Source organism: Mesorhizobium sp. M0296, from assembly GCF_040321675.1.
GTDB lineage: Bacteria > Pseudomonadota > Alphaproteobacteria > Rhizobiales > Rhizobiaceae > Mesorhizobium.
Map to the genome: position 1 here is coordinate 18,277 of NZ_JAMYRZ010000036.1, position 23,547 is coordinate 41,823.

23 protein-coding genes are annotated in these 23,547 nt (G+C 63.8%); 12 read left to right on the forward strand and 11 right to left on the reverse strand.

Annotation, left to right across the window (positions count from 1 at the left end; all coding sequences use genetic code 11):
• Positions 1 to 204: 204 nt before the first annotated feature.
• Both NKI97_RS27170 and NKI97_RS27175 read left to right on the forward strand, forming a co-directional pair.
• Positions 205 to 1,362 carry a putative hexosyltransferase gene (locus NKI97_RS27170; protein ID WP_352749453.1) on the forward strand — a complete coding sequence of 386 codons (1,158 nt, stop codon included), beginning with the start codon at positions 205 to 207 and terminating at the stop codon, positions 1,360 to 1,362.
• Positions 1,349 to 1,981, forward strand: coding sequence for a hypothetical protein (locus NKI97_RS27175; RefSeq protein WP_352837661.1), 633 nt, complete (start codon positions 1,349 to 1,351; stop codon positions 1,979 to 1,981). Before NKI97_RS27170 ends, NKI97_RS27175 begins: the two co-directional genes overlap by 14 nt.
• On the opposite strand, the gene NKI97_RS27180 is transcribed toward NKI97_RS27175, so the two are convergent.
• From NKI97_RS27180 to NKI97_RS27195, 4 genes are all read right to left on the reverse strand, one after another.
• On the reverse strand, positions 1,978 to 2,418 hold the full coding sequence (locus tag NKI97_RS27180) for a GtrA family protein (RefSeq protein WP_352707211.1): 441 nt from the start codon (positions 2,416 to 2,418) through the stop codon (positions 1,978 to 1,980). The genes NKI97_RS27175 and NKI97_RS27180 overlap by 4 nt on opposite strands.
• On the reverse strand, positions 2,411 to 3,103 hold the full coding sequence (locus NKI97_RS27185) for a class I SAM-dependent methyltransferase (protein ID WP_352746992.1): 693 nt from the start codon (positions 3,101 to 3,103) through the stop codon (positions 2,411 to 2,413). The genes NKI97_RS27180 and NKI97_RS27185 overlap by 8 nt, the downstream gene beginning before the upstream one ends.
• Positions 3,078 to 4,118 carry a glycosyltransferase family 2 protein gene (locus tag NKI97_RS27190; protein WP_352452316.1) on the reverse strand — a complete coding sequence of 347 codons (1,041 nt, stop codon included), beginning with the start codon at positions 4,116 to 4,118 and terminating at the stop codon, positions 3,078 to 3,080. Before NKI97_RS27190 ends, NKI97_RS27185 begins: the two co-directional genes overlap by 26 nt.
• A gap of 465 nt (positions 4,119 to 4,583) precedes the next feature.
• On the reverse strand, positions 4,584 to 5,966 hold the full coding sequence (locus NKI97_RS27195) for an FAD-binding oxidoreductase (protein ID WP_352452295.1): 1,383 nt from the start codon (positions 5,964 to 5,966) through the stop codon (positions 4,584 to 4,586).
• Positions 5,967 to 6,192: 226 nt separating this feature from the next.
• Here NKI97_RS27195 and NKI97_RS27200 point away from each other — a divergent pair, with 226 nt between their 5' ends.
• The gene (locus tag NKI97_RS27200; protein ID WP_352746995.1) at positions 6,193 to 7,200 is read left to right on the forward strand and encodes an AraC family transcriptional regulator; all 1,008 of its coding nucleotides are present in this window, start codon (positions 6,193 to 6,195) and stop codon (positions 7,198 to 7,200) included.
• A gap of 132 nt (positions 7,201 to 7,332) precedes the next feature.
• Here NKI97_RS27200 and efp read toward each other — a convergent pair whose 3' ends face one another.
• The gene (gene efp / locus NKI97_RS27205; protein WP_352457103.1) at positions 7,333 to 7,899 is read right to left on the reverse strand and encodes an elongation factor P; all 567 of its coding nucleotides are present in this window, start codon (positions 7,897 to 7,899) and stop codon (positions 7,333 to 7,335) included.
• Between the two features lie 114 nt (positions 7,900 to 8,013).
• On the opposite strand from efp, the gene epmA reads away from it, so the two are divergent.
• The 7 genes from epmA to lpxK all read left to right on the forward strand — a co-directional run bounded on the left by epmA (position 8,014) and on the right by lpxK (position 14,813).
• Positions 8,014 to 9,060, forward strand: a complete 1,047-nt coding sequence (epmA, locus tag NKI97_RS27210; protein ID WP_352452292.1) for an EF-P lysine aminoacylase EpmA — start codon at positions 8,014 to 8,016, stop codon at positions 9,058 to 9,060.
• A gap of 168 nt (positions 9,061 to 9,228) precedes the next feature.
• Positions 9,229 to 10,572 carry a TldD/PmbA family protein gene (locus NKI97_RS27215; protein ID WP_352747000.1) on the forward strand — a complete coding sequence of 448 codons (1,344 nt, stop codon included), beginning with the start codon at positions 9,229 to 9,231 and terminating at the stop codon, positions 10,570 to 10,572.
• Positions 10,559 to 11,365 (forward strand): 3'(2'),5'-bisphosphate nucleotidase CysQ, encoded by an 807-nt coding sequence (locus NKI97_RS27220; RefSeq protein WP_352569792.1) that lies wholly within the window; start codon positions 10,559 to 10,561, stop codon positions 11,363 to 11,365. The genes NKI97_RS27215 and NKI97_RS27220 overlap by 14 nt, the downstream gene beginning before the upstream one ends.
• A gap of 74 nt (positions 11,366 to 11,439) precedes the next feature.
• Positions 11,440 to 11,685 carry a DUF4170 domain-containing protein gene (locus tag NKI97_RS27225; protein ID WP_023674378.1) on the forward strand — a complete coding sequence of 82 codons (246 nt, stop codon included), beginning with the start codon at positions 11,440 to 11,442 and terminating at the stop codon, positions 11,683 to 11,685.
• A 5-nt stretch (positions 11,686 to 11,690) separates the two neighbouring features.
• Positions 11,691 to 12,470, forward strand: a complete 780-nt coding sequence (locus tag NKI97_RS27230) for a lysophospholipid acyltransferase family protein (RefSeq protein ID WP_023717166.1) — start codon at positions 11,691 to 11,693, stop codon at positions 12,468 to 12,470.
• Complete coding sequence (gene waaA, locus NKI97_RS27235) at positions 12,467 to 13,783, forward strand: lipid IV(A) 3-deoxy-D-manno-octulosonic acid transferase (RefSeq protein WP_254817457.1); 1,317 nt, start codon at positions 12,467 to 12,469, stop codon at positions 13,781 to 13,783. Before NKI97_RS27230 ends, waaA begins: the two co-directional genes overlap by 4 nt.
• A 1-nt stretch (position 13,784) precedes the next feature.
• Complete coding sequence (gene lpxK / locus NKI97_RS27240; protein WP_352452289.1) at positions 13,785 to 14,813, forward strand: tetraacyldisaccharide 4'-kinase; 1,029 nt, start codon at positions 13,785 to 13,787, stop codon at positions 14,811 to 14,813.
• Positions 14,814 to 14,955: 142 nt separating this feature from the next.
• Here the strand turns inward: lpxK and NKI97_RS27245 are convergent, their stop codons facing one another.
• From NKI97_RS27245 to NKI97_RS27255, 3 genes are all read right to left on the reverse strand, one after another.
• Complete coding sequence (locus NKI97_RS27245; RefSeq protein ID WP_352749473.1) at positions 14,956 to 15,375, reverse strand: NUDIX domain-containing protein; 420 nt, start codon at positions 15,373 to 15,375, stop codon at positions 14,956 to 14,958.
• Positions 15,376 to 15,677: 302 nt separating this feature from the next.
• Positions 15,678 to 15,911 (reverse strand): DUF2093 domain-containing protein, encoded by a 234-nt coding sequence (locus tag NKI97_RS27250; RefSeq protein ID WP_031211156.1) that lies wholly within the window; start codon positions 15,909 to 15,911, stop codon positions 15,678 to 15,680.
• Positions 15,912 to 15,990: 79 nt separating this feature from the next.
• On the reverse strand, positions 15,991 to 16,917 hold the full coding sequence (locus tag NKI97_RS27255) for a LysR family transcriptional regulator (protein ID WP_352749476.1): 927 nt from the start codon (positions 16,915 to 16,917) through the stop codon (positions 15,991 to 15,993).
• Positions 16,918 to 17,006: 89 nt separating this feature from the next.
• Here NKI97_RS27255 and NKI97_RS27260 point away from each other — a divergent pair, with 89 nt between their 5' ends.
• Positions 17,007 to 17,900, forward strand: a complete 894-nt coding sequence (locus NKI97_RS27260) for a DMT family transporter (RefSeq protein WP_352749479.1) — start codon at positions 17,007 to 17,009, stop codon at positions 17,898 to 17,900.
• A gap of 205 nt (positions 17,901 to 18,105) precedes the next feature.
• On the opposite strand, the gene mutL is transcribed toward NKI97_RS27260, so the two are convergent.
• Positions 18,106 to 19,956, reverse strand: coding sequence for a DNA mismatch repair endonuclease MutL (gene mutL, locus NKI97_RS27265; RefSeq protein WP_352837664.1), 1,851 nt, complete (start codon positions 19,954 to 19,956; stop codon positions 18,106 to 18,108).
• A 615-nt stretch (positions 19,957 to 20,571) separates the two neighbouring features.
• Positions 20,572 to 21,474, reverse strand: coding sequence for a LysR family transcriptional regulator (locus NKI97_RS27270; RefSeq protein ID WP_352837666.1), 903 nt, complete (start codon positions 21,472 to 21,474; stop codon positions 20,572 to 20,574).
• 103 nt (positions 21,475 to 21,577) lie between these two features.
• Between NKI97_RS27270 and NKI97_RS27275 the strand changes: the two genes are divergently transcribed.
• Positions 21,578 to 22,567: a zinc-dependent alcohol dehydrogenase family protein gene (locus NKI97_RS27275; protein WP_352837668.1), complete on the forward strand. Its 990-nt coding sequence runs from the start codon at positions 21,578 to 21,580 to the stop codon at positions 22,565 to 22,567.
• A 17-nt stretch (positions 22,568 to 22,584) separates the two neighbouring features.
• On the opposite strand, the gene NKI97_RS27280 is transcribed toward NKI97_RS27275, so the two are convergent.
• Positions 22,585 to 23,487, reverse strand: a complete 903-nt coding sequence (locus NKI97_RS27280) for a LysR substrate-binding domain-containing protein (protein ID WP_352616948.1) — start codon at positions 23,485 to 23,487, stop codon at positions 22,585 to 22,587.
• Positions 23,488 to 23,547 lie beyond the last annotated feature (60 nt).

Consider the following 23,547-nt stretch of genomic DNA (forward strand, 5'->3'; position numbering starts at 1 on the left):
TTGACTGCACAAATACCTACGCGACGGGTTAAAAGCGTCGACTGAACCCATTTCAACGTGTGATGCGGCGAGATGCTGGTCTGGGGGGACGCCGGATAGGCGGTATCGCCAATTTTTGAGCCGCGTTGCATGCCTTGAATTCGCCAGGGCGCGCGTCATCTAGCTTTGAGTGGCGCCAGCCACTTGAACGGGTGGAGGCAGATTTTGGCGCTCGAAGCTGTCGCGCGTCCCGGCGGTCGCTATATTGCGGTCGCCGTCGTGGCGGTGCCGTTGCTGTTCGCCGTCAGTGGACTGGCCATCCGCTATGCCGCATTTGCTTCGGTTTCGGCAGAACCCGGCTTCGCGGCCTATGCCCAGGCGCTCTGCCGCTGGGATTGCGCGTGGTATGTCGGCATTTCCGAACATGGCTATGAGCGCTTTCCCATTCCAGGCCAGAGCAATGTCGGACGGTGGGGCTTCTTCCCGCTCTATCCGATGCTGGTGGCGGCAATCCGGTCTGTTTTCCCTTTGCCGACGATACTGCTCGCGTCGATCGCATCGATTGCGTGCAGCTACGCGGCCTGTCTGGTGGCGTGGCCGTTGCTCGAGAAGAACATGCGCGCTTATGTGCTGTATTGCGCCTTTCTGCTCAGCGGCCCGTTCTCCTTTCACTTCACGACCTTCCTGACCGAACCTCTTTTCGTGCTCCTGACGTCGTGCGTTTTTCTGGCACTCAAACGCTCCAGCTATCTGACCGCGGGGCTGTCATCGGCTCTGCTGTCGGCAACCAGGCTCGTCGGAGTGCTTGTTGTATTTGCGACCGTCATTCAGATGTTCAGGGATTACCGCGCAAAGGGCGGATCGGCGCTTTCGTTCCCACGTTGGGTGCTTGGCCGACCGGATCTGCTCGTTGCAATTCTCATCTCGCCTGCCGGCTTGTTCGCCTACATCCTGTTCCTCTATCTGACGGTCGGGGACGGCTTTGCCTTCCTGCACGTCCAGCGCGCGTTTGGACGGGTGGCGGGCAATCCGCTCGCCTTCATATGGGATGGACTCTCGGCCGTTCCGACGACTGGATGGCTGCCTACGGCGCCGCAATGGAGCGCGCTCGCCGCACTCATAGGACTGGCATTATCGGCGGTTCTGGCGGTTCGCAGGCAATATGGCGCCGCGCTGTTCTGCGCCTGCTGCATCATCTCGCCGCTGATCACGAACCTGGCCTCGATGGTCAGATACGTCGTTGGGCTTGCGCCTCTGACAATGTTGCTGACCACGTTGTTGTCGGCGTCGAAGCTGACTTTTCTTGCGGCTCTGGGTCTCTTCCTGGGCGCCTGCTATTTCATGACCGTCGCGTGGATCGGGGGCTATCTTGCCCTGGTCTAGCACTCCGGGCCCGCATCGGCGCGCGGCCTCGCTTGGCGGCTACACGCTGGCGGCGGTTCTGGCCGGGGCGGAAATCATCATCCTTGCGCTTGCTCTCAATCCAGACGTCAATGCCGACTATCGCGCCTATTACATCGACCGGACGACGACCTGCCTCAATCGCGATGCGGTCGGCAGCTACACACTTGGCCAGACGGTGTCGTTCCGGTCCGACGGAGCCAAAAAGGCAACCGGCATGATGGTCTGTGGCTGGTCGGGGCCGGTAGCCGACGGCACCCATTCGCTGGGCGAGACCTCGCGGCTTCGCCTGGACATACCGCCGCTTCGCGACGGCCTGACTGCCACGCTGCAAATGGCCGCCGTCATTCGTCCGCCACAGATCACGCAAAGGGTTGTGATCTCAGTGAACGGCGTTCGGGTGCATGCGGTGACGCTGTCCGGCAAAGAGTCACGCACCGTCTCGTTCGTCATCCCACCGGCGGCTCTCGCCGAGGCCAAGACACTCGACATCGCCTTCGACTACCTCGACGGCATTCCGCAAACTCCTGCCGCCAGCAACATCTATAAGCGCTCCATCAAATTGTTGTCGCTCCGGCTCGATCCCATTGACGCGGATTAGGGCGGGCGATCGCGCTGCTGGCCGCGTCTTCGCTGCGCAAAAACCCAGCGGTCGAGCATGAGGAGATTGACCGCTGGAACAAGCAAGCATGTAACCAGGATGGCAATGATCGGCGGCAGACTGAGTTTCGCCGTCAAAAGCGCCGGCGCCGCGTAAGCCACCGCGAAGCCGGTTGCCGTCAGCAAGAGAAAACGCGGAGCCTCCGATCGATGCGATCCGCTCGACGCGAAGGTCACGAACTTATGCGCGAGATAAGAAAACAGGGCGGCAGCGGTATAAGCTGCGAGCGAGGCACCGACCGGCGAGAGGCCGAACCGTTGCCATTCGACCAAAGCGGTGGCCATCACTGCATATAGGATCGTTGCAGCGATGCCGACCGACCCGAAGCGCGCCAGCAGCCTCAGCCCGGCGTCGCCGGTCGAACGGCGCTCAGACATAAGCGCTGCACACGTACTGGGCTCCAAGCGGCAGGGCAGAAAGCAGGCGCTCGACCTTTTTGGCCAAGGGCCTTGCCGAGGGCAGCAGCAGAAAATGCTCGGAGCGGATGTCCCTGAAGCCTGTTTCCTGAAAAAGGGACCTTGCTTTGGCGGCGTTGAGCAGGACTGCGTCGTGATCGAACGGACACCGGAACACCGCAAGACGCGTCATCGGATTATAGGGATTGTGCTCGATGATGCAGGCGATGCCGCCTGGCCGCACGACGCGCCGCATTTCCAGCAAGAAATCGAGCCAGGAGGAGGGCGGAACGTGATGGACGACACAACTGGCGAAAGCCAGGTCGAACGTGCCGTCCTCATAAGGCAGCCCCTGCGTGCTGCAGGTCCTGTAGGCCACACGCGGATTGTGTTGGCTGGCGCGCAAAATCGAGTCTTGCGAGACGTCGCAGCCATCGAGGCTGTCGAAAGCGCCGTCGAGATAGCGGTGGAGCGAACCGACGCCGCAGCCGACATCCAGCGCCCTTACAGCCGACCCACCCTGCCGAAGCTTTCGCTCGACCACCAGTCGCCGCAGCAGGTCCGCCTTGGCGACAAGGAAGAAGTCGTGCCTGAGTCCGGAAAACCGGATGGACCCTTCGACCGCCTCGCCGTAGTTGGAATTATAGTTGTCGAAGAGTTCGCCCATTGGCGGGGACTCCACTCCTGGGCTTGTGAAACGATCGGCCGCGCTCACCAGAGACGGCACGCATCGCCTCGTCGAAACCGGTGAGCCGATCGATCACGTACAGCGGGCGGCGTTTCACCTCGGCGTGGATGCTGCCAACGTAGAGCCCGACCACGCCGGTCATGAAGAGATTAATGCCGCACAGGAGCGACACGATCACCACCGTGGATGTCCACCCGGCAATGATGCCGGCTTCAAAAAACCAGGCAAACATGGCGTAGGCACCAAAGACCACCGCAAGCGCGGAAATGGCCAATCCGCCCCAGAGCGCCAGGCGCAACGGCTTCTCGGAGAAACTGACGATGCCGTGAACCGCAAGGTGCATCATCTTCCAGAATGGGTATTTGGTCTGGCCCAGGGTTCGCGCGTGGCGCTCAAATGGCACTGCCGTCTGCTTGAAGCCCATCCAACCGAACATGCCCCTGACGAAGCGGTCATGTTCGGGCATATGCTTGAAGGTTTCCAGCGCCTTGCGGCCGACCAGGCGAAAGTCGCCGACGTCGCGCGGAATATCGACCGACGTCATTTTCTCCAGCAGGCGATAGAAAAGACTTGCCGTAAAGCGCTTGAACCAGGATTCGCCGTCGCGCTTGACTCGGCGGGCATAGACGATCTCGAAGCCTTCCTTCCACTTTGCCACCAGATCGAGAACGACCTCCGGCGGGTCCTGCAAGTCGGCATCCATGACGATGACGGCATCGCCCGCAGCGGCATCCATACCGGCGGTAATGGCCATCTGGTGGCCGAAATTGCGGGAAAATTCGATCAGCCGAAAGCGCGGCTCGGCGGCAACCACCTTTCTCAGGTATTCGACACTTCCATCGAGGCTTCCGTCATCGACGAAGATGGCCTCCGTTTCTCCGTCCAACCGGCCGATCAGGCAACTGATCCGCTCGATCAGCCGAGGCAGCACCTGTTCTTCATTGTATATGGGCAGGACCAGCGAGTAGCGAGGCGGTGACCTGTTCACCGTCATTCCAGGGTCGTGGACCACAGACTCTCGCATGCGGTTGAAAATGGAACGCAAGCTACAAAGTTCCAAAGGCACTTAAGAAACTGCTAATTTATCTAATTCTGGAGGGAATACCGGTTCTCGATGAGCACTGGAGGGTGTCGTCGTGAGGTCGGACGTCCACATCGAGGCGTAAACTATCGGTGGCTGCTGGCGCGATCGGCCTGGCGAGAAACAGTCGTTGAGGCATAACGCGTTGACCGCGAGGCCTACTCCCGGACTTGCCGGTTGAAGCGGGCTGCGGGTCACCCTAAGGGTGCGGGCAGACCGCTTTTGACGCATGCCGGACATCGCTCATGGAACACGGTCGGCGAGCGCGGCCGAGTATCCCGCTTGCCGGCCAGCGAGCGTCCTGACCGGCAAGCTATCGTACCGGCCGAGCCTTAGCTGGGCCGGCCGGTACGCTTGCCGGCCTGACGAGGGCCGCCGTCAAGCAGCCGGTCGAATGTTTTGGTTCACCCGGAAGAGGTTGTTTGGGTCGTATTTCTTCTTCAGCGTAGCCAGGCGCTCATAGTTGTCGCCATAAGCCGCCTTGAGCCTTGCATCGCCCTCGTCATCCATCATGAAGTTCAGGTAGGCGCCACCCAGATCGAACGGATGCACGGCCTCCCAGTAGGCCTTGGTCCAGCGCGTCACCGGCCCCGCTTTCTGTGGGTCCGGATCGATCCCGGCGATGACCATCGACCAGGTCGCATCACGGTAATTCCAGGGTGTCTCGTCTTTGCCGACGCGATGGACCGCACCATCGATCGGGTAGAGGTGCATGAGCGATAGCTCGCTCGGCGTCTTCGCCGCCTGCTTGAGATGGGCGTCGATCGCCTCGTCGGACAGCGTCTTGACGAAATCGCCCCGCCAGTACCACTGCATTCCCTTCGGGTAGAGCCCATCGAACATGCTCTGCACCGCGGGATAGGGCATCGTTCCCATCCAGTTGAACCAGGGCGCGGGCAGCGCATCGAGCAGCGGGGCCAGCGCCTCTCTGCCCTTTTCCTCCGGGCCGTTGTAGCAGCACATCAGCAGACACATCCGCTTTCCCCAAAACTCTTCCGGGAAGGGTGCGCTCGAGAGGACGGTCTTGAGCCCGAGAAAGATCCCGAGTTCTTCGGGCGCGTTTGGCAGGAACTCGCGATAATGCTGCATGATGGTGCGGGCGTGGCGCTGATCCCATGCGATCGGCCCCGCAAAGACCATGCTGACCTGGTGGAGCTTGAACACAAAGCTGGTGACGATGCCGAAATTGCCGCCGCCGCCGCGAAGCGCCCAGAACAGGTTGGGGTTCCGCTCCTTGCTGGCGGTGACGAAGCTTCCATCGGCAAGCACGACATCGGCCTCGATCAGATTATCGATGGTCAGGCCATATTTGCGCGTCAGATAGCCATGGCCGCCGCTCAGCGTCAGTCCGGCGACCCCGGTGGTTGAGATGATGCCCGCCGGTACGGCCAGGCCAAAGGCATGGGTGGCATGATCGAGGTCGCCCTGAGTACAGCCCGGGCCTACCCGCGCCGTGCGGGCATCCGGATCGACGCGCACGCCGTTCATCGCCGACAGGTCGATCACCAGACCGTCGTCGCAGCTCCCCAATCCTGGTCCGTTATGGCCGCCGCCACGTACCGCAACCAGCAAATTGTTGTCGCGGCCGAAATTCACCGCTGTGATTACGTCGGCGACGTCGACACAGCGGGCGATGATCAGCGGCCGCTTGTCGATCATGCCGTTGTAGAGCTTGCGGGCCTCGTCATAGCGGGCGTCGCCGGCGCGGATGACTTCGCCTCGCAGGCTTGCTGCGAATTTGGTGATGTCTTCATCGTTCATGACATTCCTCCCTGTTATTGGACCTGTCGGCCGGTCGATGAAACGCTAATCCCGTCCGCTGTTCCCGCAAATGTCACATCGTCCATTTCTGTTGCCCGATCGTTCAGAGTAGGATTAGACCGGATGGATAGTTGCCCGGGCGGCCATATTGCCGGATAGTTCGAGATGCCTGGCGGAAAAACTCGTTGTCAAAGGGAGTAGCCGATCGTTTCCGGAGGTGTAGTGCATGGATGTCCTTTCCGATGTGCTCCGAGCCGTTCGCCTCACCGGTGCGATCTATTTCGACGTCGACGCCAGCTCTCCCTGGGTTGGCGAGTCGCCGGGCACGGCCGACATTGCCGCCGCCGTCATGCCGGAGGCAGAGCACATCATTTCCTTTCATGCCGTGATGTCGGGCTCGTGCTGGGCCGCGCTGGGAGACGATTCGGTGCCGCCGGTGCTCGTCAACGCCGGTGATGTCGTTGTCTTCCCCGGTGGTGTTCCGAACGTGTTGAGCTCCTCGCCGGGGGCGCGGGGCGAACCCAATATGGCGATGTATTATCGGCCGATAGACGAGAGCCTGCCGTTCGCGGTGATCCATGGTGGCGGCGGAGACGAGCGGACCCGGTTCATTTGCGGGTATCTTGGCTGCGATGCACGTCCCTTCAATCCTCTCCTGGCCGCATTGCCGGCCATCCTGTGTGCCCGCAAGCCCGCCGATGGAAGCAGTTGGGTTATCGACCTTTTTCGGCTGGCGCTGGCCGAAGGTGGCAGTGGGCGGGCGGGCTGTGAAACGATACTCGCCAAGCTGAGCGAGCTGATGTTTGTCGAGATCATCCGCCGCCATCTCGAGACCCTCCCCGACGATTCGCGCGGCTGGCTGTCAGGCCTACGGGATCCACATGTCGGCGAGGCGCTTCGGCTCATCCACGCTCGCCCAAGGGAGGAATGGACATTGGACCGGCTCGCCCGCGAAGTGGGGCTCTCGCGCACGGCGTTTGCGAGCCGCTTTACCCACTATGTCGAGGTCTCGCCGATGCACTATCTTGCTCGCTGGCGTCTGCAACTGGCGGGACGTCTGCTCGAACGGCCCGAAATGAGCATCGCGCAAGCGGGTGCCGAGGTCGGCTACGAGTCGGAAGCCGCCTTCAATCGCGCCTTCAAAAAGTTCGTCGGCATTCCACCTGGCACTTGGCGAAAGGGACGGTCGGCGTTGCTCGAGGCTCAGAGATTGCCCGCTGACGTCGTACAATAGGAAAGAACCGGCAGGGGCGTTGACGCTTCAGTCTGCGTGCAGCGTCCCAATGCTCGAAAGCCCCTGGCACAAAGCGGTAGACGATGACCGGCCGCCGCGACGCTTTCGGCGAGGCGTGTCAGGCTTCGCGCCTCAATCCTTCGCGCGCTCGACATAGGCGCCATCGGCCGTCATCACCACCACGCGGGTGCCGGCGCTGATGTGTGGCGGCACCAGGGTACGCACGCCGTTAGACAGCGTTGCCGGCTTGTAGGACGAGGACGCCGTCTGGCCCTTGGTCACCGGCTCGGTCTCGACCACCTCGAAAGTGGCGCGCTGCGGCAGTACCAGCGAGATGGCGATGCTGTTGTATTGCGAGATCTGCACCGGCATGCCTTCCACCAGATAAGGCGCCATGTCGCCGACCACGCTTTCCGGCACCGCGACCTGGTCGTAAGTCTCCGGGTTCATGAAGTGAAAGCCTTCGCCGTCACGGTAGAGGAACGTGTGCTCGCGCTCCTCGACATAGGCGCGCTCGACCTGCTCGGTGGTGCGGTAACGCTCGGAAACCTTTACCCCGTCGGAGATACGCCGCATGTCGAGCTGGGTGACCGGCGTACCCTTGCCAGGATGAATGTTTTCGGCAAAGAGGATCACATAAAGCTTGCCGTCCTTTTCGACGACGTTGCCTTTGCGTAAGGAGCTGGCGATGACCTTCACGGGTTTCCATCCTGATAAAATTTGTTGGCGCAAATCGGCTGGAGAGGCCGTTGCGTGCGGCCTAGCGCATCTTGGCCGCAATCGCCAGCCCTCTGTGCAATTCCCCTGAAGCCGATGACCGCCGCCTCGCCGTGGTGGACGCCGCATGTCCACGCCGACCGCCGGCCGCGGCTGATCCTGCGCAATGCCATTGCCGCCGGGATGCGCGACTGGTTCGCCCGCCGCGACTTCGTCGAGGTGGAGACATCGGCCTTGCAGGTCTCGCCCGGCAATGAAGCGCACCTGTCGGCCTTTGCCACCGAGGCGATCGGGCCGGACGGGCAGCGCCAGCCGCTCTACCTCCACACGTCGCCGGAATTCGCCTGCAAGAAGCTGCTTGCCGCCGGCGAGGAGCGCATCTTCAGCCTCGGGGCTGTCTGGCGCAACCGCGAGCGCGGCCCCTTGCACCATCCTGAGTTCACCATGCTCGAATGGTACCGCGTCGGCGAGACCTATGAGAGCCTGATGCGCGATTGCGCCGAGCTCGTAGCGCTGGCGGCCGAACGGGCCGGAGCGAAGCGTTTTAGCTTCCGCGGCCGTGAAGCCGATCCGTTCGCCGAGCCGGAACGGTTGAGCGTCGCCGAAGCTTTCATGCGCCATGCCGGCATCGATCTGCTGGCGACGGTCGCAGCCGATGGCAGCACCGACCGCGCGGAGTTGCATGCCGCCCTGGTCCAGGCCGGATTGCGGACCGCGCCCGACGACAATTGGGCCGACCTGTTCAGCCGGGTGATGGTCGAAAAAATCGAGCCGGCGCTGGGGCAGGGGCGCAACACCATTCTTTTCGGATATCCGATCTCGGAGGCGGCATTGGCCCGGCCGAGCGCCGACGATCCGCGCACCGCCGAGCGCTTCGAGCTCTATTGCTGCGGCGTCGAACTCGCCAACGCCTTTGGCGAATTGACCGATCCGGCCGAGCAGCGCCTGCGCTTTGCCGCCGAAATGGATGAGAAGCAGCGCGTCTATGGTGAACGCTACCCGATCGACGAGGACTTCCTCGCCGCGCTCGCCATCATGCCGCAGGCGAGCGGCGCCGCGCTCGGCTTCGACCGGCTGGTGATGCTCGCCACCGGCGCGCTCAGGATCGACGACGTGATCTGGACGCCGGTGGCCGCTTCCTGAGGGATTGTCGATCTCGCTCGCCGTTCATCCGCCTGCGGGCTGCGGTCCTGTTTGGGCGCTTGATGCACCCGGTTTGTCCGCTTCTCCCATTGCAGAAGGCGCATCGGGACAATAGATGGTGCAGCAGCGGCTGCCCTATTGCGGGCCGAAAATAACAGGATCATGCGCATGACCGATACGCTCGACGCAGCGAAACTGACCGATCGCGTCGCGGCCCTGGTCGAGGCTGCCAAACGGGCCGGCGCCGATGCCGCCGATGCCGTTGCGGTACGCGGCCGCTCGACCGGCGTGTCGGTGCGGCTTGGCAAGGTCGAAGGCACAGAGGCGTCCGAGAGCGAGGACGTCTCGCTGCGCGTCTTCGTCGGCAAACGCGTGGCGAGCGTTTCGGCAACGGCGGCATCCGACCCCAATATGCTGGCCGAGCGTGCCGTCGCCATGGCCAAGGTGTCGCCCGAAGATCCCTATCAAGGCCTCGCTGACCCGGCCTTGCTGGTCAAGACGCCGCGCGACCTCGATCTGTTCGACGCCACCGAGGTGTCGGCCGATCAATTGAAGGAAGCAGCGCTTGCCGCCGAAGCGGCGGCGCTTGCCGTCAAGGGCGTCACCAATTCGGCCGGCAGTGGCGCCAGTGCCGGGCTCGGCGGCCTGGTGCTCGCCACCTCGCACGGCTTCGTCGGCCATTACCTCGCCTCGCGTTTTTCACGCTCGACCAGCGTGATCGCCGGCGAGGGCACCGGCATGGAGCGCGACTACGAATTCTCCTCGCGCCAGCATTTTTCCGATCTCGACGCGCCGGAAGACATAGGCCGCAAGGCCGGTGAGCGCGCTGTACGCCGCATTGGCGCGCGCAAGGCGGCGACCGGGCCGGTCGACGTGGTGTTCGATCCGCGTGTGGCGCGCGGCATTGCCGGCCACCTTGCCGGTGCCATCAATGGCGCCGCGGTCGCGCGCAAGACCAGCTTTCTCCGCGACATGATGGGCAAGAAGGTGGCTTCGGCCGCAATCACCGTCACCGACGAGCCGCTCCGGCGCCGTGGACAGGCCTCGCGCCCGTTCGACGGCGAAGGCGTCGAGGGCGAAAAACTGTTCATGGTCGACAAGGGCGTGCTCAACCACTGGTTCCTGTCGACTTCGGCGGCTCGGGAACTCGGCCTCGTCACCAATGGGCGCGGCTCGCGCAGCGGCTCGTCGGTCTCGCCGTCGTCGACCAATCTCGCCATCGAGCCCGGGGAAAATACGCCGGAAGAGCTGATCAAGTCGCTCAAGACCGGCTTCTACGTCACCGAAGTGTTCGGCCAGGGCGTCGACATGGTGACGGGCGAATATAGCCGCGGCGCTTCCGGCTTCTGGATCGAAAATGGCGAGCTGGCCTATCCCGTCGCCGAGGTGACCATCGCCTCCAATCTGAAGACGATGTTCCTCAACATGGTTCCGGCGAGCGATCTCGACCGCAATTTCGGCACTGCCGCGCCCACGCTTTTGATCGAAGGAATGACCCTTGCCGGAGCTTGACCCGGCCGTCTCGGCCGGCGCTACTGAAGACCTGCAGCTGTTGCGCGATGCCGCCCGCGAGGCGGGGCTCATCGCCATGCAGTACTTCAACAACAATCCGCAGGTGTGGATGAAGGGCGGCACCTCGCCGGTCAGCGAAGCCGATCACGCCGCCGACAAATATCTGCGCGAGACCTTGCTGGCGGCCCGGCCGGATTATGGCTGGCTGTCGGAGGAAACCGTCGACGACCCGGTAAGGCTCGTCGCGCGCCGCACCTTTGTCGTCGATCCGATCGACGGCACGCGCGGCTTCCTCGAAGGGCTGCCCACATGGTGCGTCAGCGTCGCTGTGGTCGAGAACGGCCGAACGCTTGCCGGCGTGCTCGACTGCCCGGCGAAGGGCGAAATCTATTGGGCGCTGCCCGGCGAGGGCGCGTTCCTGAATGGCAGGCGCATCAGCGTGCGTCCGCCGTCGGAAACGGCCGAAATCGCCGGACCGAAGGCGATGATCGACCTGATGCCGGCGAAATGGCACAAACGGCTGAAGCGCGTGCTCTATATTCCTTCGCTCGCCTACCGGCTGGCGATGATCGCCGGCGGCCAGCTCGATGCCACCTTCGTCAAGGCCAACGCGCATGACTGGGACATCGCCGCGGCCGATCTCATCCTGCGCGAGGCAGGCGGCGCCTTGCTCGATCGGCATGGCCGCGCGCCGCTCTATGCCGGCGAAGTGATCCGTCACGGACCGCTCGCCGCCGGCAGCGGCGAACTCCTCGCCGTGCTCGCCGGCGTCATCGCCGGGCTGGACAATTGACCACTATCAATAGTTCCAAAGTCGGCGGCTTTGGTCTAGACCTGTCCCAAACTCACGATATGTGAAGGATCGACATGGCCGCTGAAGACGGAAAGAAACAGCTTTTGCACCTGGTGTTCGGCGGCGAACTCAAGAAGCTGGGCGGCACCGAATTCCGCGATCTCGACGCGCTCGATATTGTCGGCATCTATCCGGACTATCAATCGGCGCACGCCGTCTGGAAGGCCAAGGCGCAAGCTAGCGTCGACAATGCCCATATGCGCTATTTCGTCGTTCACCTGCACCGCCTGCTCGACCCCGAAAACAAGGCTGTCGGTTGACATCGATGAACCATGAAGCGGTCAAGCGATCAGCCCCGCGGTCGGCGGTCAGACGTCGCAAGCCGAAGACGTTCTGGCGCAAGATCCGCGAACCGCTGGCGCAGTCGCGATTCGTCAAGAATGCGCTTGCCGCGCTGTTTGCGTATTTCGTCCGCCTTGTCCGCTTGACCAACCGCATGGTTGACGGATCGGCCAAGTTTTCCGGCGGTGCCTATGCGCAGCTCGAGCCTGGCATAATCGCGCTCTGGCACGGCCAGCACCTGCTGACCCCGGCCTACTATCCCAAGGGACGGCCGCTGGTTGCCATGGTATCGCGCAGCGCCGATGCCGAGCTCAACGCGCTGATGGTCGAGAAATTCGGCATCGAGGCGGTGCGCGGCTCTGGCGGGCGCGAAAGCGCAAGGCATCTCGACAAGGGCGGGGCCAAGGCGCTCATCGCCCTCAAAAAGTCGCTCGCCACCGGCAAGAATGTCGCCATGATTGCTGATATTCCCCACGGCACGCCGCGCGATGCGGGGCTCGGCGTCGTCCTTCTGGCGCGGCTGTCCGGCCGGCCGATCCTGCCTGCCGCGATAGCCACCAGCCGCCGCAAGGTGATCGAGGGCAGCTGGGACAAGACGACGATCAACTTGCCCTTCGGCCGCTCCTCGATTGTCGTCGGCACGCCTGTCTTCGTGCCGGCCAACGCCGACGCCGCGGAAATGGAACGCAAGCGCCAGGAGGTCACGGCCTCGCTCAATGCCGCGACCGCCGAGGCCTATCGCCTTGTGGACGGTTCGAAATGAGTATGCGCTGGGCCCGCGCCTTCCTGACGGCCTACCGCTTCGCCGGGGCCGCCGCTTACCCGCTGGTCGGACCTTACGTCGCCTGGCGCACTTCCAGAGGCAAGGAGGACCGCATTCGCCGGCGTGAACGCTACGGCGTCGCCGGACGCGAGCGTCCCGAAGGCCCGGTGATCTGGATCCATGCAGCCAGCGTCGGCGAGACCATCGCCGTCGTGCCGCTGGTCGAGAGCATTCTCGATTACGGCGTCAACATCGTGCTGACCACGGGCACGGTCACCTCGGCGCAGGTCGCCGAAGAACGGCTGGGCGACCGCATCATCCACCAATATGTGCCGCTCGACCTCAAGCCGGCGGTCAGCCGCTTCCTCGACCATTGGCAGCCGGACCTGGCGATCATCGCCGAATCGGAGATCTGGCCGATGACCATCCTGGAACTCGGCGCCCGCCGCGTGCCGCAGGTTCTGGTCAACGGCAGGCTGTCCGACCGCTCCTTCAAGTCCTGGAAGAAGCGCGCCAACATTGCCGAAGCATTGTTCGAAAATCTTGCCCATGTCGTCGCCCAGTCGGATCTCGATGGCGAGCGCTTCCTGTCGCTCGGCGCCCGGCCGGTCACTGTATCCGGCAATCTCAAGGTCGACACCGCGCCGCCGCCGGCCGACGAACGGGCGTTGGCGGCGCTGAAACGCCAGATCGGCGGTCGCCCGACCTGGGCGGCGATCTCGACCCATGACGGCGAAGAGGCGGTCGCCGCCGAAGTTCACGCCATGCTGCACAAGCGCCACCACGGGCTTTTGACGATCATCGTGCCGCGCCATCCCGATCGCGCCGGGCAGCTGGCCGCCCAGATTTCCGGCATGGGCCTGAAGCTGGCGCAGCGCAGCAAGGGCGACAGGATCACCGCCGACACCGATATTCTGCTCGGCGACACGATCGGCGAGATGGGGCTTTATCTGAGGCTGACGGAAATTGCCTTTGTCGGCCGTTCGCTGACTTCCGAGGGCGGCCAGAACCCGCTGGAACCAGCCATGCTGGAGACAGCGGTGCTTGCCGGCCGCAACGTCCAGAATTTTCGCGAGGCCTATCAGCGCCTGCTCGATAGCGGCGGCGCCAAGCTGGTGCGCGACCGCGATATGCTGGCCGGCGCCGTTAATTTCCTTTTGACCAACGAGGCGGCCCGCCATGAGATGATGGCGGCGGGTGCGGCGACGGTCGACGAGATGCGCGGTGCGCTGGCGCATACGCTCAGGTCGCTCGAGCCCTATATCCAGCCGCTGGTCGTCAAGTCGCGCCTGAAGGGCGCGAACGGGCGCTGACGTGACCTCGGAAGCGCCACCCTTCTGGTGGGAAGAGCCGGACTGGCGGGTCACGGCGCTGTCGCCGCTTTCCGCCATCTATGCGCTTGTCGCCGGTCGCCGCATGCGGCACGCGCCGCGCGAAAAGGTCGAGGCGCCGGTGCTCTGCGTCGGCAACTTCACCGTCGGCGGCACCGGCAAGACGCCGGTGGCGATCGCGCTGGCCGAGCAGGCCAGGCGCATGCAGCTCAATCCGGGTTTCCTGTCGCGCGGCCATGGCGGCTCCTTCGCGCAGCCGCATATCGTCGATCCCCACCATGACGCCGCCAAGCATGTCGGCGACGAGCCGCTGCTTCTGGCCGAACATGCGCCGGTCGCGGTGACGCCGAACCGGGCCGCCGGCGCCAGGCTTCTGCTGGACAAGCTCGGCTGCGATTTCCTGATCATGGATGACGGTTTTCAGAGCGCGCGCATCCACATCGACTATGCGCTGGTCGTCGTCGACGCGCGCCATGGCATCGGCAATGGCCGCGTCATCCCCGGCGGACCGCTGCGGGCGAACATCGTCGACCAGCTGGTCTTCACCAGCGCGTTGCTGAAGATGGGCGAGGGCACCGCGGCCGATACGGTCGTGCGGCAGGCAGCGCGCGCCGGCAGGCCGATCTTCGAGGCGCATACCGCGCCGAGCAGCAAGATGACGCTGGCCGGCAGGCGGTTCCTGGCGTTCGCCGGCATCGGTCATCCCGATAAGTTTTTCGACACCGTAAGCGAGGCCGGGGGCGAGCTTGCGCTGACCCGACCATTTCCTGACCATCATTTCTACACTGCGGACGAGCTTGCCGAATTGGCGGCGACAGCACGTAAAGCCGGGCTTGGCCTCATTACCACCGCGAAGGACGCTGCCCGCCTGCGTCACGGCGCAGCACCGCCGGAATTCCTCGACGGGCTCGATGTGCTGAAGATCGACACCGTCTTCGAGCTCGACCATGTGCCGCAACGCATCATCGACGAGACGCTGGATGCCTGGCGGCAGCGCAGGCTGAGGGGCTGACCAGCAGCTTGAGCACCGAGGCGATGTAGGACTGGAATTTGCAGCTTTCCGCTGGTCGCGGCATATTTTGTTTCGATCAACCTGATCGAAGATCTGCTGCTGTGGCGCTGATCCGGCGACGTCATCTCCCCGATGTCATCTACTATCCGGTGCATGCGGTCACGATGCCTTCCAGTGACCTGAAGATCGAACGGTATTGCGGCAAAGCGAGGTCAGGCAAAGCGCAGGCCGTCTCAACATCGAACCAACGGAGCTCGGTATGCTCATCACCCCGCATCTCCGGATCGCCGCCGGCCCACTCCGTGATAACAAAGAAATGAAGCCGGCCGGGTCCAACTTCGGGTGAAGACTCGACGAACCCTCCGATTGGTATGAAGCCCGTCGGCGTTACGCCAACTTCCTCTCGCACTTCCCGAACGAGCGCATCCTCTGGCCTTTCCGCGCCCTCAAGATGTCCCCCAATCACATCCCAGCAGCTTGCATAGGACCGACGATGCGGAGACCTCCGCCCAAGCAACAAGGTGCCATCGCGGACCAGGATGGCACAGGCGACTTCGCGCATCCCTTGAACACCTTCGTCGTCGTGGTTAGGCCGTGCTTTCTCACCCTAAGATCACAACAGATTGTCGACAAGCACAACTCGCGCGACGCCTCAGGCCGGACGCTTACTTTTGTTCTTGCTTTGTGCCGGCAGCTATGCTACTAATTCGGCTATGGTGATGATTCACCGAGACCCGCCCTCGAGCCCCGAGGCGGGTTTTTTATTTCAAGATAACCTCTAAGGTTTCGGTGTCGCCGGCTTGACGTCGCGGCAGGAGGCGGCGCGCGAAGGATCGCAACGGGGCGGCTTCCATTTGCGCTGGACTAGCGTCGGCGGCGCAGTTCCGGATGCGCTTCGATCTCGCGGCGCAGCGAGGCAGCGGCGTTCACATAGGGTTCCTGCCTGGCGACACTCCAGTATTTGAGCTCGTCGAGCGGGATGCTCTCGCCGGTCACCGCGCAGCGCACGAAGGCGCCGGGGCTGGTCACCTGGAAGTCGCCGTCGAGATAGCGGATGCGGGCTTCCTTGCCGCCGGGTCCTTCGAAACGGTTCATCATGGGGTGGTGCCGAAATTCATGACGATGTCATCGCCACAAATTGCGGCGAGGTCAAGCCGGCAAAGCGGATGCCGGCATCTCATTCCTCGGCCGTGATAAACTGCTCGATCTTCTCCGCTGCCAGCCCGGCCTGGACGGCGATGCGCCGGGCGAGTTCGGCGGCGGCGGCGCGCGGGCGCTCCAGCGGCCGGTCGAGCCAGTAGGATATCGGGCTTAGCGCACTGCGCTCGTCTACGGCGACGATGCGGCCCGATTTCAATTGGTCCACCGTCAACGGCGGACGTGCCAGCGCAATACCGAGCCCGTGCGCGGCGGCGTCGAGCACGAGGTTGTAGTCCTCGAAACGGCGGTCGTGCGGCCGCGGCCGATAGTCCATCTCCTGCGCCGCAAACCAGGCGCGCCAGGCCGAAGCGTCGGAATCGTTGATCACCGGAAATTTGAGCAGCCGGGCAGGATCTCCGCGGCCGATCTCCTTGGCCAATTCCGGCGAGGCGACCGGGAACACATATTCTTCGAAAAGCTGCACCGAGATCCGGCCCGGAATGCGGCCGCGCCCGCAGCGGATCGACAGGTCGATGCCCTCGTCGGCAAGATCGCCTTGGCGGATGTCAACGTCGAGCACTATACGCAGCTTGGACGGGTGGTTCTCCAGCGCCGCCATGCGCGGCATCAGCCACAGCCCGCTGACCGAGGGGATCGAGGTCAGCCGCACCACCGCCGTGCCGCGCGGCTCGACCCAACGGTCCGAATTGCTGGCGATCAGGGCAAAGGCTTCGGTGGTGCGCAGATGCAGGCGATTGCCCTCGACGGTCAGCGAGACGCCGCGGGCGCCGCGATCGAAGACTTTCAGCCCAAGCCAGCCCTCGAGCTTGGCGATCTGCCGGCTGACGGCGCCGTGGGTGATGTTGAGCTTCTCGGCCGCCGCCGAAAAGCTGCCGGTCCGAGCCGCGGCGTCGAAGGCGCGCAGCGTTTCGAGCGGCAGCATCGGGTCTAAGCTGTGATCCATAGTCACAGGTGATCCTTGATTTGTTCGTTTGTCAACCGACCCGCAATAGCGTTTCTCTACTTCATGGCATGGATCGCGAGGACACCCAGATGAGCGCTTACACCGGCACGTTGAATACGACACAGCGCATGGATGCCACGGCGGCCATCGCGGTGGCGCTGACGGTGGTCGGCTGGGCCTCCGCCTTTCCGGCGATCCGCGCCGGCCTTGCCGCTTTCGGGCCGCTGGAACTTGGCGCGCTGCGCTTTGCCATCGCCGCGGTTCCGGCGGCGATCTTCCTCGCGGTCAAGCGGCCGGCATTGCCCAGGCTCGATGAATTCTGGCGCTTTGTCTTCGGTGGTGCCGTCTTCGTCGCACTCTACACGGTGATGCTCAATTTCGGCGAGCTGACCGTTTCGGCCGGTGCGGCCGGCTTCATCATCAATGTCAGCCCGATCTTCACCGCCATCATGGCCATGGCGCTGCTCGGCGAACGCTTCTCGGGCCTGGCCTGGGCCGGCACATTCCTGTCCTTCGCCGGTATCGGCATCATCGCCATGGGCGAGGGGCAAGGGCTGCATTTCAACAATGGTGCGCTGCTTGTCCTCGGCTCGGCGCTGTGCTCGGCCGTCAACACCATCGTCCAGAAGCCGCTGTTTGCCCGCCATCACCCGCTGACGATCTCGGCCTCGAACATGGTGCTTGGCGCGCTCTGCCTGTCGCCGTTCCTGCCGAGCGGTCTGGCGCAGGCGGCGGTCGCCGATGCGGCCGGGCTCGGCGCCGTCATCTTTCTCGGCATCGTGCCCAGCCTGATCGCCTATGCCGCATGGGCAACAGCGCTTTCCCGGCTGCCCGCGGCGCGTGCCTCGAACTTCCTCTATCTGGTGTCGCCGATGGCGACGCTGATCGGCTTCTTCTGGCTGGGCGAGGTGCCGACGCTGCTCGGCATCTTCGGCGGCGCGCTGGCGCTGGGCGGCGTCATTGTGGTGAATTTGAAGAGATGAGCAAAGGGTTTGGGGCTGTGCCTGACTCGAAAAGAGCCGCTGTACAGCGGCTCTTTTCGTACCCCCACCCCGCTGCTTCGCAGCGACCCTCCCCACAAGGGCGAGGGTAAGCTCCTCGCGAGGCGTCGGCGGATAGGCTCCCTACCTCCCCCTTGTGGGGAGGTCGGACCGACGGTCCGGGTGGGGGCTGCGCCCTGCGAGTTTCTTATCGCCGCCCGAACAACCGCTCAATATCCGCCAGCTTGAGCTCGATATAGGTCGGGCGGCCATGGTTGCAGGTGCCGGAGCCCGGCGTCGCCTCCATCTGGCGCAGCAGCGCGTTCATCTCTTCCGGCTTGAGCAGCCGCCCGGAGCGCACCGAGCTGTGGCAGGCCATGGTCGCGGCTATTTTGTCCAGCCGCTCCTTCAGCGTGTCGACCGTATCGTTGTCGGCGATCTCGTCGGCGAGATCGCGCACCAGCTGCTGGACGTTGGTCTCGCCGAGCATCGACGGCGTCTCGCGCACCGCGACGGCGCCGGGGCCGAAGCGCTCGATGCCGAGGCCGAAGCGGGCCAGCGTCTCGGAATGCCTGGCAAGCCGCTCGGCATCCTCTTCCGGCAGATCGACAATCTCGGGCAACAGCAGCATCTGCGACGGCACCGCGCGTGAGTGGAGGGCGTTCTTCAAGGCCTCGTAGACCAGCCGCTCATGCGCCGCATGCTGGTCGACGATGACAAGCGAATCCCTGGTCTGGGCGACGATATAATTCTCGTGCACTTGCGCGCGCGCCGCGCCCAGCGCCGTGCCGAGCAGCGTTTCCGCCGCTTCGTTTTGCCCGGCGCGCGCATCGGCGCTGTGCAGCGGCCCGGCGTCGAAGGCCGCCTGCTCGTCCTCGCCGAAGCCGTCGCCCATGTCGAGCGGCCGCTGCGGCGAACGGGCAGGATCGAACCCGGAAAAGCCCGATGCCCGATAGGCGGCCTCGTAGCTGCGGTGACCGTTGGCCGGGCCACCATGCGCATAGGATGCGGCGCCTGGCCGGAACGCCGCCATCATGCCGGCGGCCCCGGTGGTGGCGGCGCGGATGCCGGCATTGGCCAGCGCTTCGTGGATAGCGCCGACGATCAGCCCGCGCACCAGCCCCGGGTCGCGGAAGCGCACGTCTGCCTTGGCCGGATGGACATTGACATCGACGATCACCGGATCGAGCGTCAGGAACAGCACGGTGACGGCATGGCGGTCGCGCGGCAGCACGTCAGCGAAGGCGCCGCGAATGGCGCCGGCGATCAGTTTGTCACGCACCGGGCGGCCATTGACATAAGCGTATTGCTGCAGCGCGTTGGCGCGGGTGAAGGAGGGGACCGAGACATGGCCGGCGAGATGCACGCCGTCCCGCATCGCGTCGATGGCGATCGCATTGTCGGGAAAGTCGGCGCCCATCACCTGCGCCACCCGGCGCAGCCGGCCTTCCGGGCTGTCGTCGGTCGCCGGCAGTTCCAGCGTCGAGCGGTCCGGGCCGGCCAAGGTGAAGCGCACGGCGGGGAAGGCGATGGCGATGCGCTTGACCACGTCGCCGATGGCCGAGCTTTCGGCGCGCTCGCCCTTCATGAATTTGAGCCTTGCGGGCGTGGCGAAGAACAGGTCGCGCACCTCGACCGTGGTGCCGCGATTGGCCGCCGCCGGCCTGACCGCGGAGACGCGGCCGCCGTCGATGCCGATCTCGGCGGCGTTTTCACTGGACGCGGTGCGCGAGCGGATCGACAGCCGCGCCACCGAGCCGATCGACGGCAAGGCCTCGCCGCGGAAGCCGAGCGAGCGGATGTCGTGAATGTCGTCGGCGAGCTTGGAGGTGCAATGGCGCGCAATCGCCAGCGCCAGTTCCTTTTCCGGAATGCCCGAGCCGTCGTCGCTGACGCGGATCAGGTTCAGCCCGCCGCCGGCGGTGACGATCTCGACTCTGGCAGCGCCTGCATCCAGCGCGTTCTCGACCAGTTCCTTGACCACGCTTGCCGGACGCTCGATGACTTCGCCGGCGGCGATCTGGTTGATCATCGTTTCGGAAAGCTGGCGGATGGGCATGGGGCACTATAGGCGGATTCGTGGTCGATGCGGGAGAGGGAGAATAGCGTTGACCGTTGCAAGGCAGTGAGACTGCTCCGTTGCTCCGCCAGAGGGGGGTGCTGTCCGGGTGCTGTCCCGCCACGATATAGAGATAGGAATATTGTTGAAGTGAGTGGGCTTGGCCCCCAATTGACTTATTAGAATTAGTCGGACGAAGGCCAAAATCCGAAGCGAATGGCCGTTGGAGGCGACATTTGGACGTCATCCTAGATTACTTGATGGTAAATTTCGCTCGATGGATACAGCGTCGAAAGAGTCGTATTGCGAGAATAATTTGGTTTACTATTTGGACGGTTATTTCGATATTGCTAACAGTTTTTCTATTTTATCTCCTGTATATTCGAAACCTGACCATATAGTTTCGTGTTTCTACCACTGCGCCGCAGGTGCCGCCGCAGGCTTGATCGCGGACACCCTCGATGCGGATCTCGGGGGCACTGTCGCCCAATGCGAGGCGCGAGCGGATCGACAGCGGCGCTGCCGAGCCGATCGACGAAGCCTCGCCTCGAACGGCTTGCGCTTGCGTCGAGTCGTTCTCGAGGAAATCCACGCAGCCGACCGCGGCCGTGCACTTCAAGTCATGAGCTTGGGCAGCGCTGCCGACAGTGCATCGGCGGCAAGGCGGACTTTCATCGGCAGATGACGCGTCTGCAACCACAGGGCATGAACGTCGTAGAGAAACCGGGATTGTTCCGGCAATAGCAGGACAAGCGCGCCCACCTGGATGCGCTCGCGAACCATCCAGTATGGCAGCCAGGCGAGCCCCATGCCGGCGGCCGCGGCATCGGCGATGGCATCGAGATCGTCGAGCCGTAATCTGCTGACGGGCCTGACCTCCGCCGCGGGCTGGCCGTTGCGCGGAAACAGCCACGGCTGAACGGCACGCCCGGAACGGCGGTAGATGATCGCGTGATGGCTGCCGAGGTCATCTATTTCATGTGGCTCGCCGTGCCGGTCGAGATAGGACGGCGACGCGCAGACGACCATGTGCTGACGCGCGATGCGACGCGCCATTACCCCGGCCTGGTCCTCCAGGTCGCCCGTTCTAATGGCAAGATCGCAGCCGTCCTCTGCCAGATCGGCGATGGCATCGCTGAACGATAGGTCAAGTTCCAGCGCCGGATATTGCTGCGCAAGCCCGAACAGGATCGGGGCAACGCAGCGCCGGCCGAAATGCACCGACATGAGGACACGCAGCTTTCCGCGCGGTTCGGCAAGCTGGTCGGCGGCGAGTGCATCCGCGGCCTCCGCTTCGGCAAGCACCAACCGGCAGCGTTCATAGTAGGCGCGCCCGAAATCGGTCAGGCTTTGGCGGCGCGTGGTCCGGTTGATGAGGCGCACGCTCAGGCGCTCCTCGAGAAACCGGACATGCTTGCCGACCATCGGCCCGGACAGATCGAGAGCCGCCGCCGCGGCTGCGAACGAGCCCAGGTCGACGGCTTTGACGAACACGGCCATGCTCGTAAGGCGATCCATATTCAAAACCTGCAGTTTCTGCTGATCTACTCAAGCGGCTATTTATCCGCCTGATGAGCGCTGGCATAGCTGATTCAGTTCAAATATTTTGGAGTTGTGACCGATGGCACGTGTCGTTCGCTTTCATGAGCTCGGTGGTCCCGAGGTCCTGCGCATCGAGAATGTTGACACGCCTGCGCCCGCGAGCGGTGAGATTCAGATCCGCGTCAAGGCGTTGGGTATAAACCGCGCCGAGGCGCTGCTGCGTTCGGGGACCTACATCCAGACCGCGCCGTTGCCTTCCGGTCTTGGGCTCGAGGCGGCGGGTATCGTCGAGATGGTCGGCGAAGGCGTGGACGGGTTTGCGCCTGGCGATGCCGTCAGCATCGTGCCGCCATTGTCGATGGCCCGCTGGCCTGCCTATGGTGAGATTGCCACATATCCCGCCGAGCTCGTCGTCAAGCATCCACCATCGCTGAGTTGGGAAGAAGCCGCCGCAGCGTGGATGCAATATCTCACCGCCTACGGCGCGCTGATCGACATTGCCAACCTCCAAAGCGAGGACTTTGTTGTCATTACCGCGGCCTCGAGCAGCGTCGGACTTGCCGCGATCCAGATCGCCAACATGATTGGCGCGATGCCGATCGCGGTCACACGGACATCTGCCAAGAAGCGGGCTTTGCTTGAGTTCGGCGCGGCCCACGTCATCGCCTCGGCAGAGGAGGACCTGGAAGCCAGGCTGAAGCGAATCGCCGGCCCGGACGGCGTGCGCGTGGTGTTCGATGCCGTCGGCGGCCCGATTTTCAAGCCTCTGACGGCAGCGATGGCACCGGGTGGCATTCTCATCGAATATGGCGGCTTGAGCCTCGACCCGACACCCTTTCCACTACCTGCAGTGCTGGCAAAGACACTGACGCTGCGCGGTTATCTCGTCCATGAGATCGTGCGCGATCCGGTCCGGCTGCAGGCCGCCAAGGCGTTCATCCTTGACGGACTGAGCTCGGGTTCGCTGAAGCCGGCAATCGCCAGAACCTTTCCGTTCGACCAGATCGTCGAGGCGCACCACTATCTCGAATCGAACGAGCAATTCGGCAAGATCGTCGTGACCGTTTGACCGGGCATTTATCGGCCTCACGCCTGCGCCGCCAGCCAGTCCCGCACCTTGCGGGCGTTGTCGCTGAGCTCGCGGTTCTTCGACCAGATGACATGAAAGCCCTTGCCGGTCGTCATCGTGTGGCCGGTGACGCGCACCAGCAGCCCTGATGCCAGCAGCCGCTCGGCGAGGTGACCCCAGCCGAGCGCGATGCCTTGCCCTTCCATGACTGCCTGGATCACCAGCGCATAGTCGTTGATGCGCAAGCCGCGTCCGGCATCGGCGATGTCGACACCGGCCGAGGCGAACCATTCGTCCCAGCTCGCGGCCTCGCGAAACGGCTCTTCAAGATGGATAAGGCGGTGCGATTGAAGGTCCGCGACACGCTCCGGCAGCCCGAACCGTGCAACGTAACTAACGCCGGCAACGGGGAATATCACCTCATCGGCCAGCGGCAGCGAATGATAATCCGTCCATTCCCTGGGCTCGCCGCCGCGGACGCCGAGCGGGATGTCTTCGGCGATGATGTCGAGATCGCGGTCGGCGGTCTGGATGCGCAGGTCGATGCCCGGCAATTCGTCGCGAAACTGCTGCAGGCGCGGCATCATCCAGAACGAGGCGAAGGCGGTCGAGGCGGCGAGCGTCACGTGCGCGCCGACGGCGATCTGGCGCAGATCCTCCGCCGACTTGCGAATGTGCGACAGGCCGAGCGAGACGTCGGCATGGAAGCGGTCGCCGGCCTCGGTCAGGCTGACTTGCCGGTGGCGGCGCTGGAAGAGTTTCGCGCCGAGCTGCTCTTCGAGCCCACGGATCGCATAGGAGACGGCAGCCTGCGTCATGCCGAGCTCGCGCCCGGCGGCGGTAAAGCTCGACAGTCGCCCGGCGGCCTCGAAAACGATCAGGCTGCCGGCCGACGGCAGCAGATGGCGCAAGCTTCGCATAAGCTGAGCTTATACAAGAGATCAGGATTTTCCAGCGTCACAGCCGCATTTTGTCTGGCT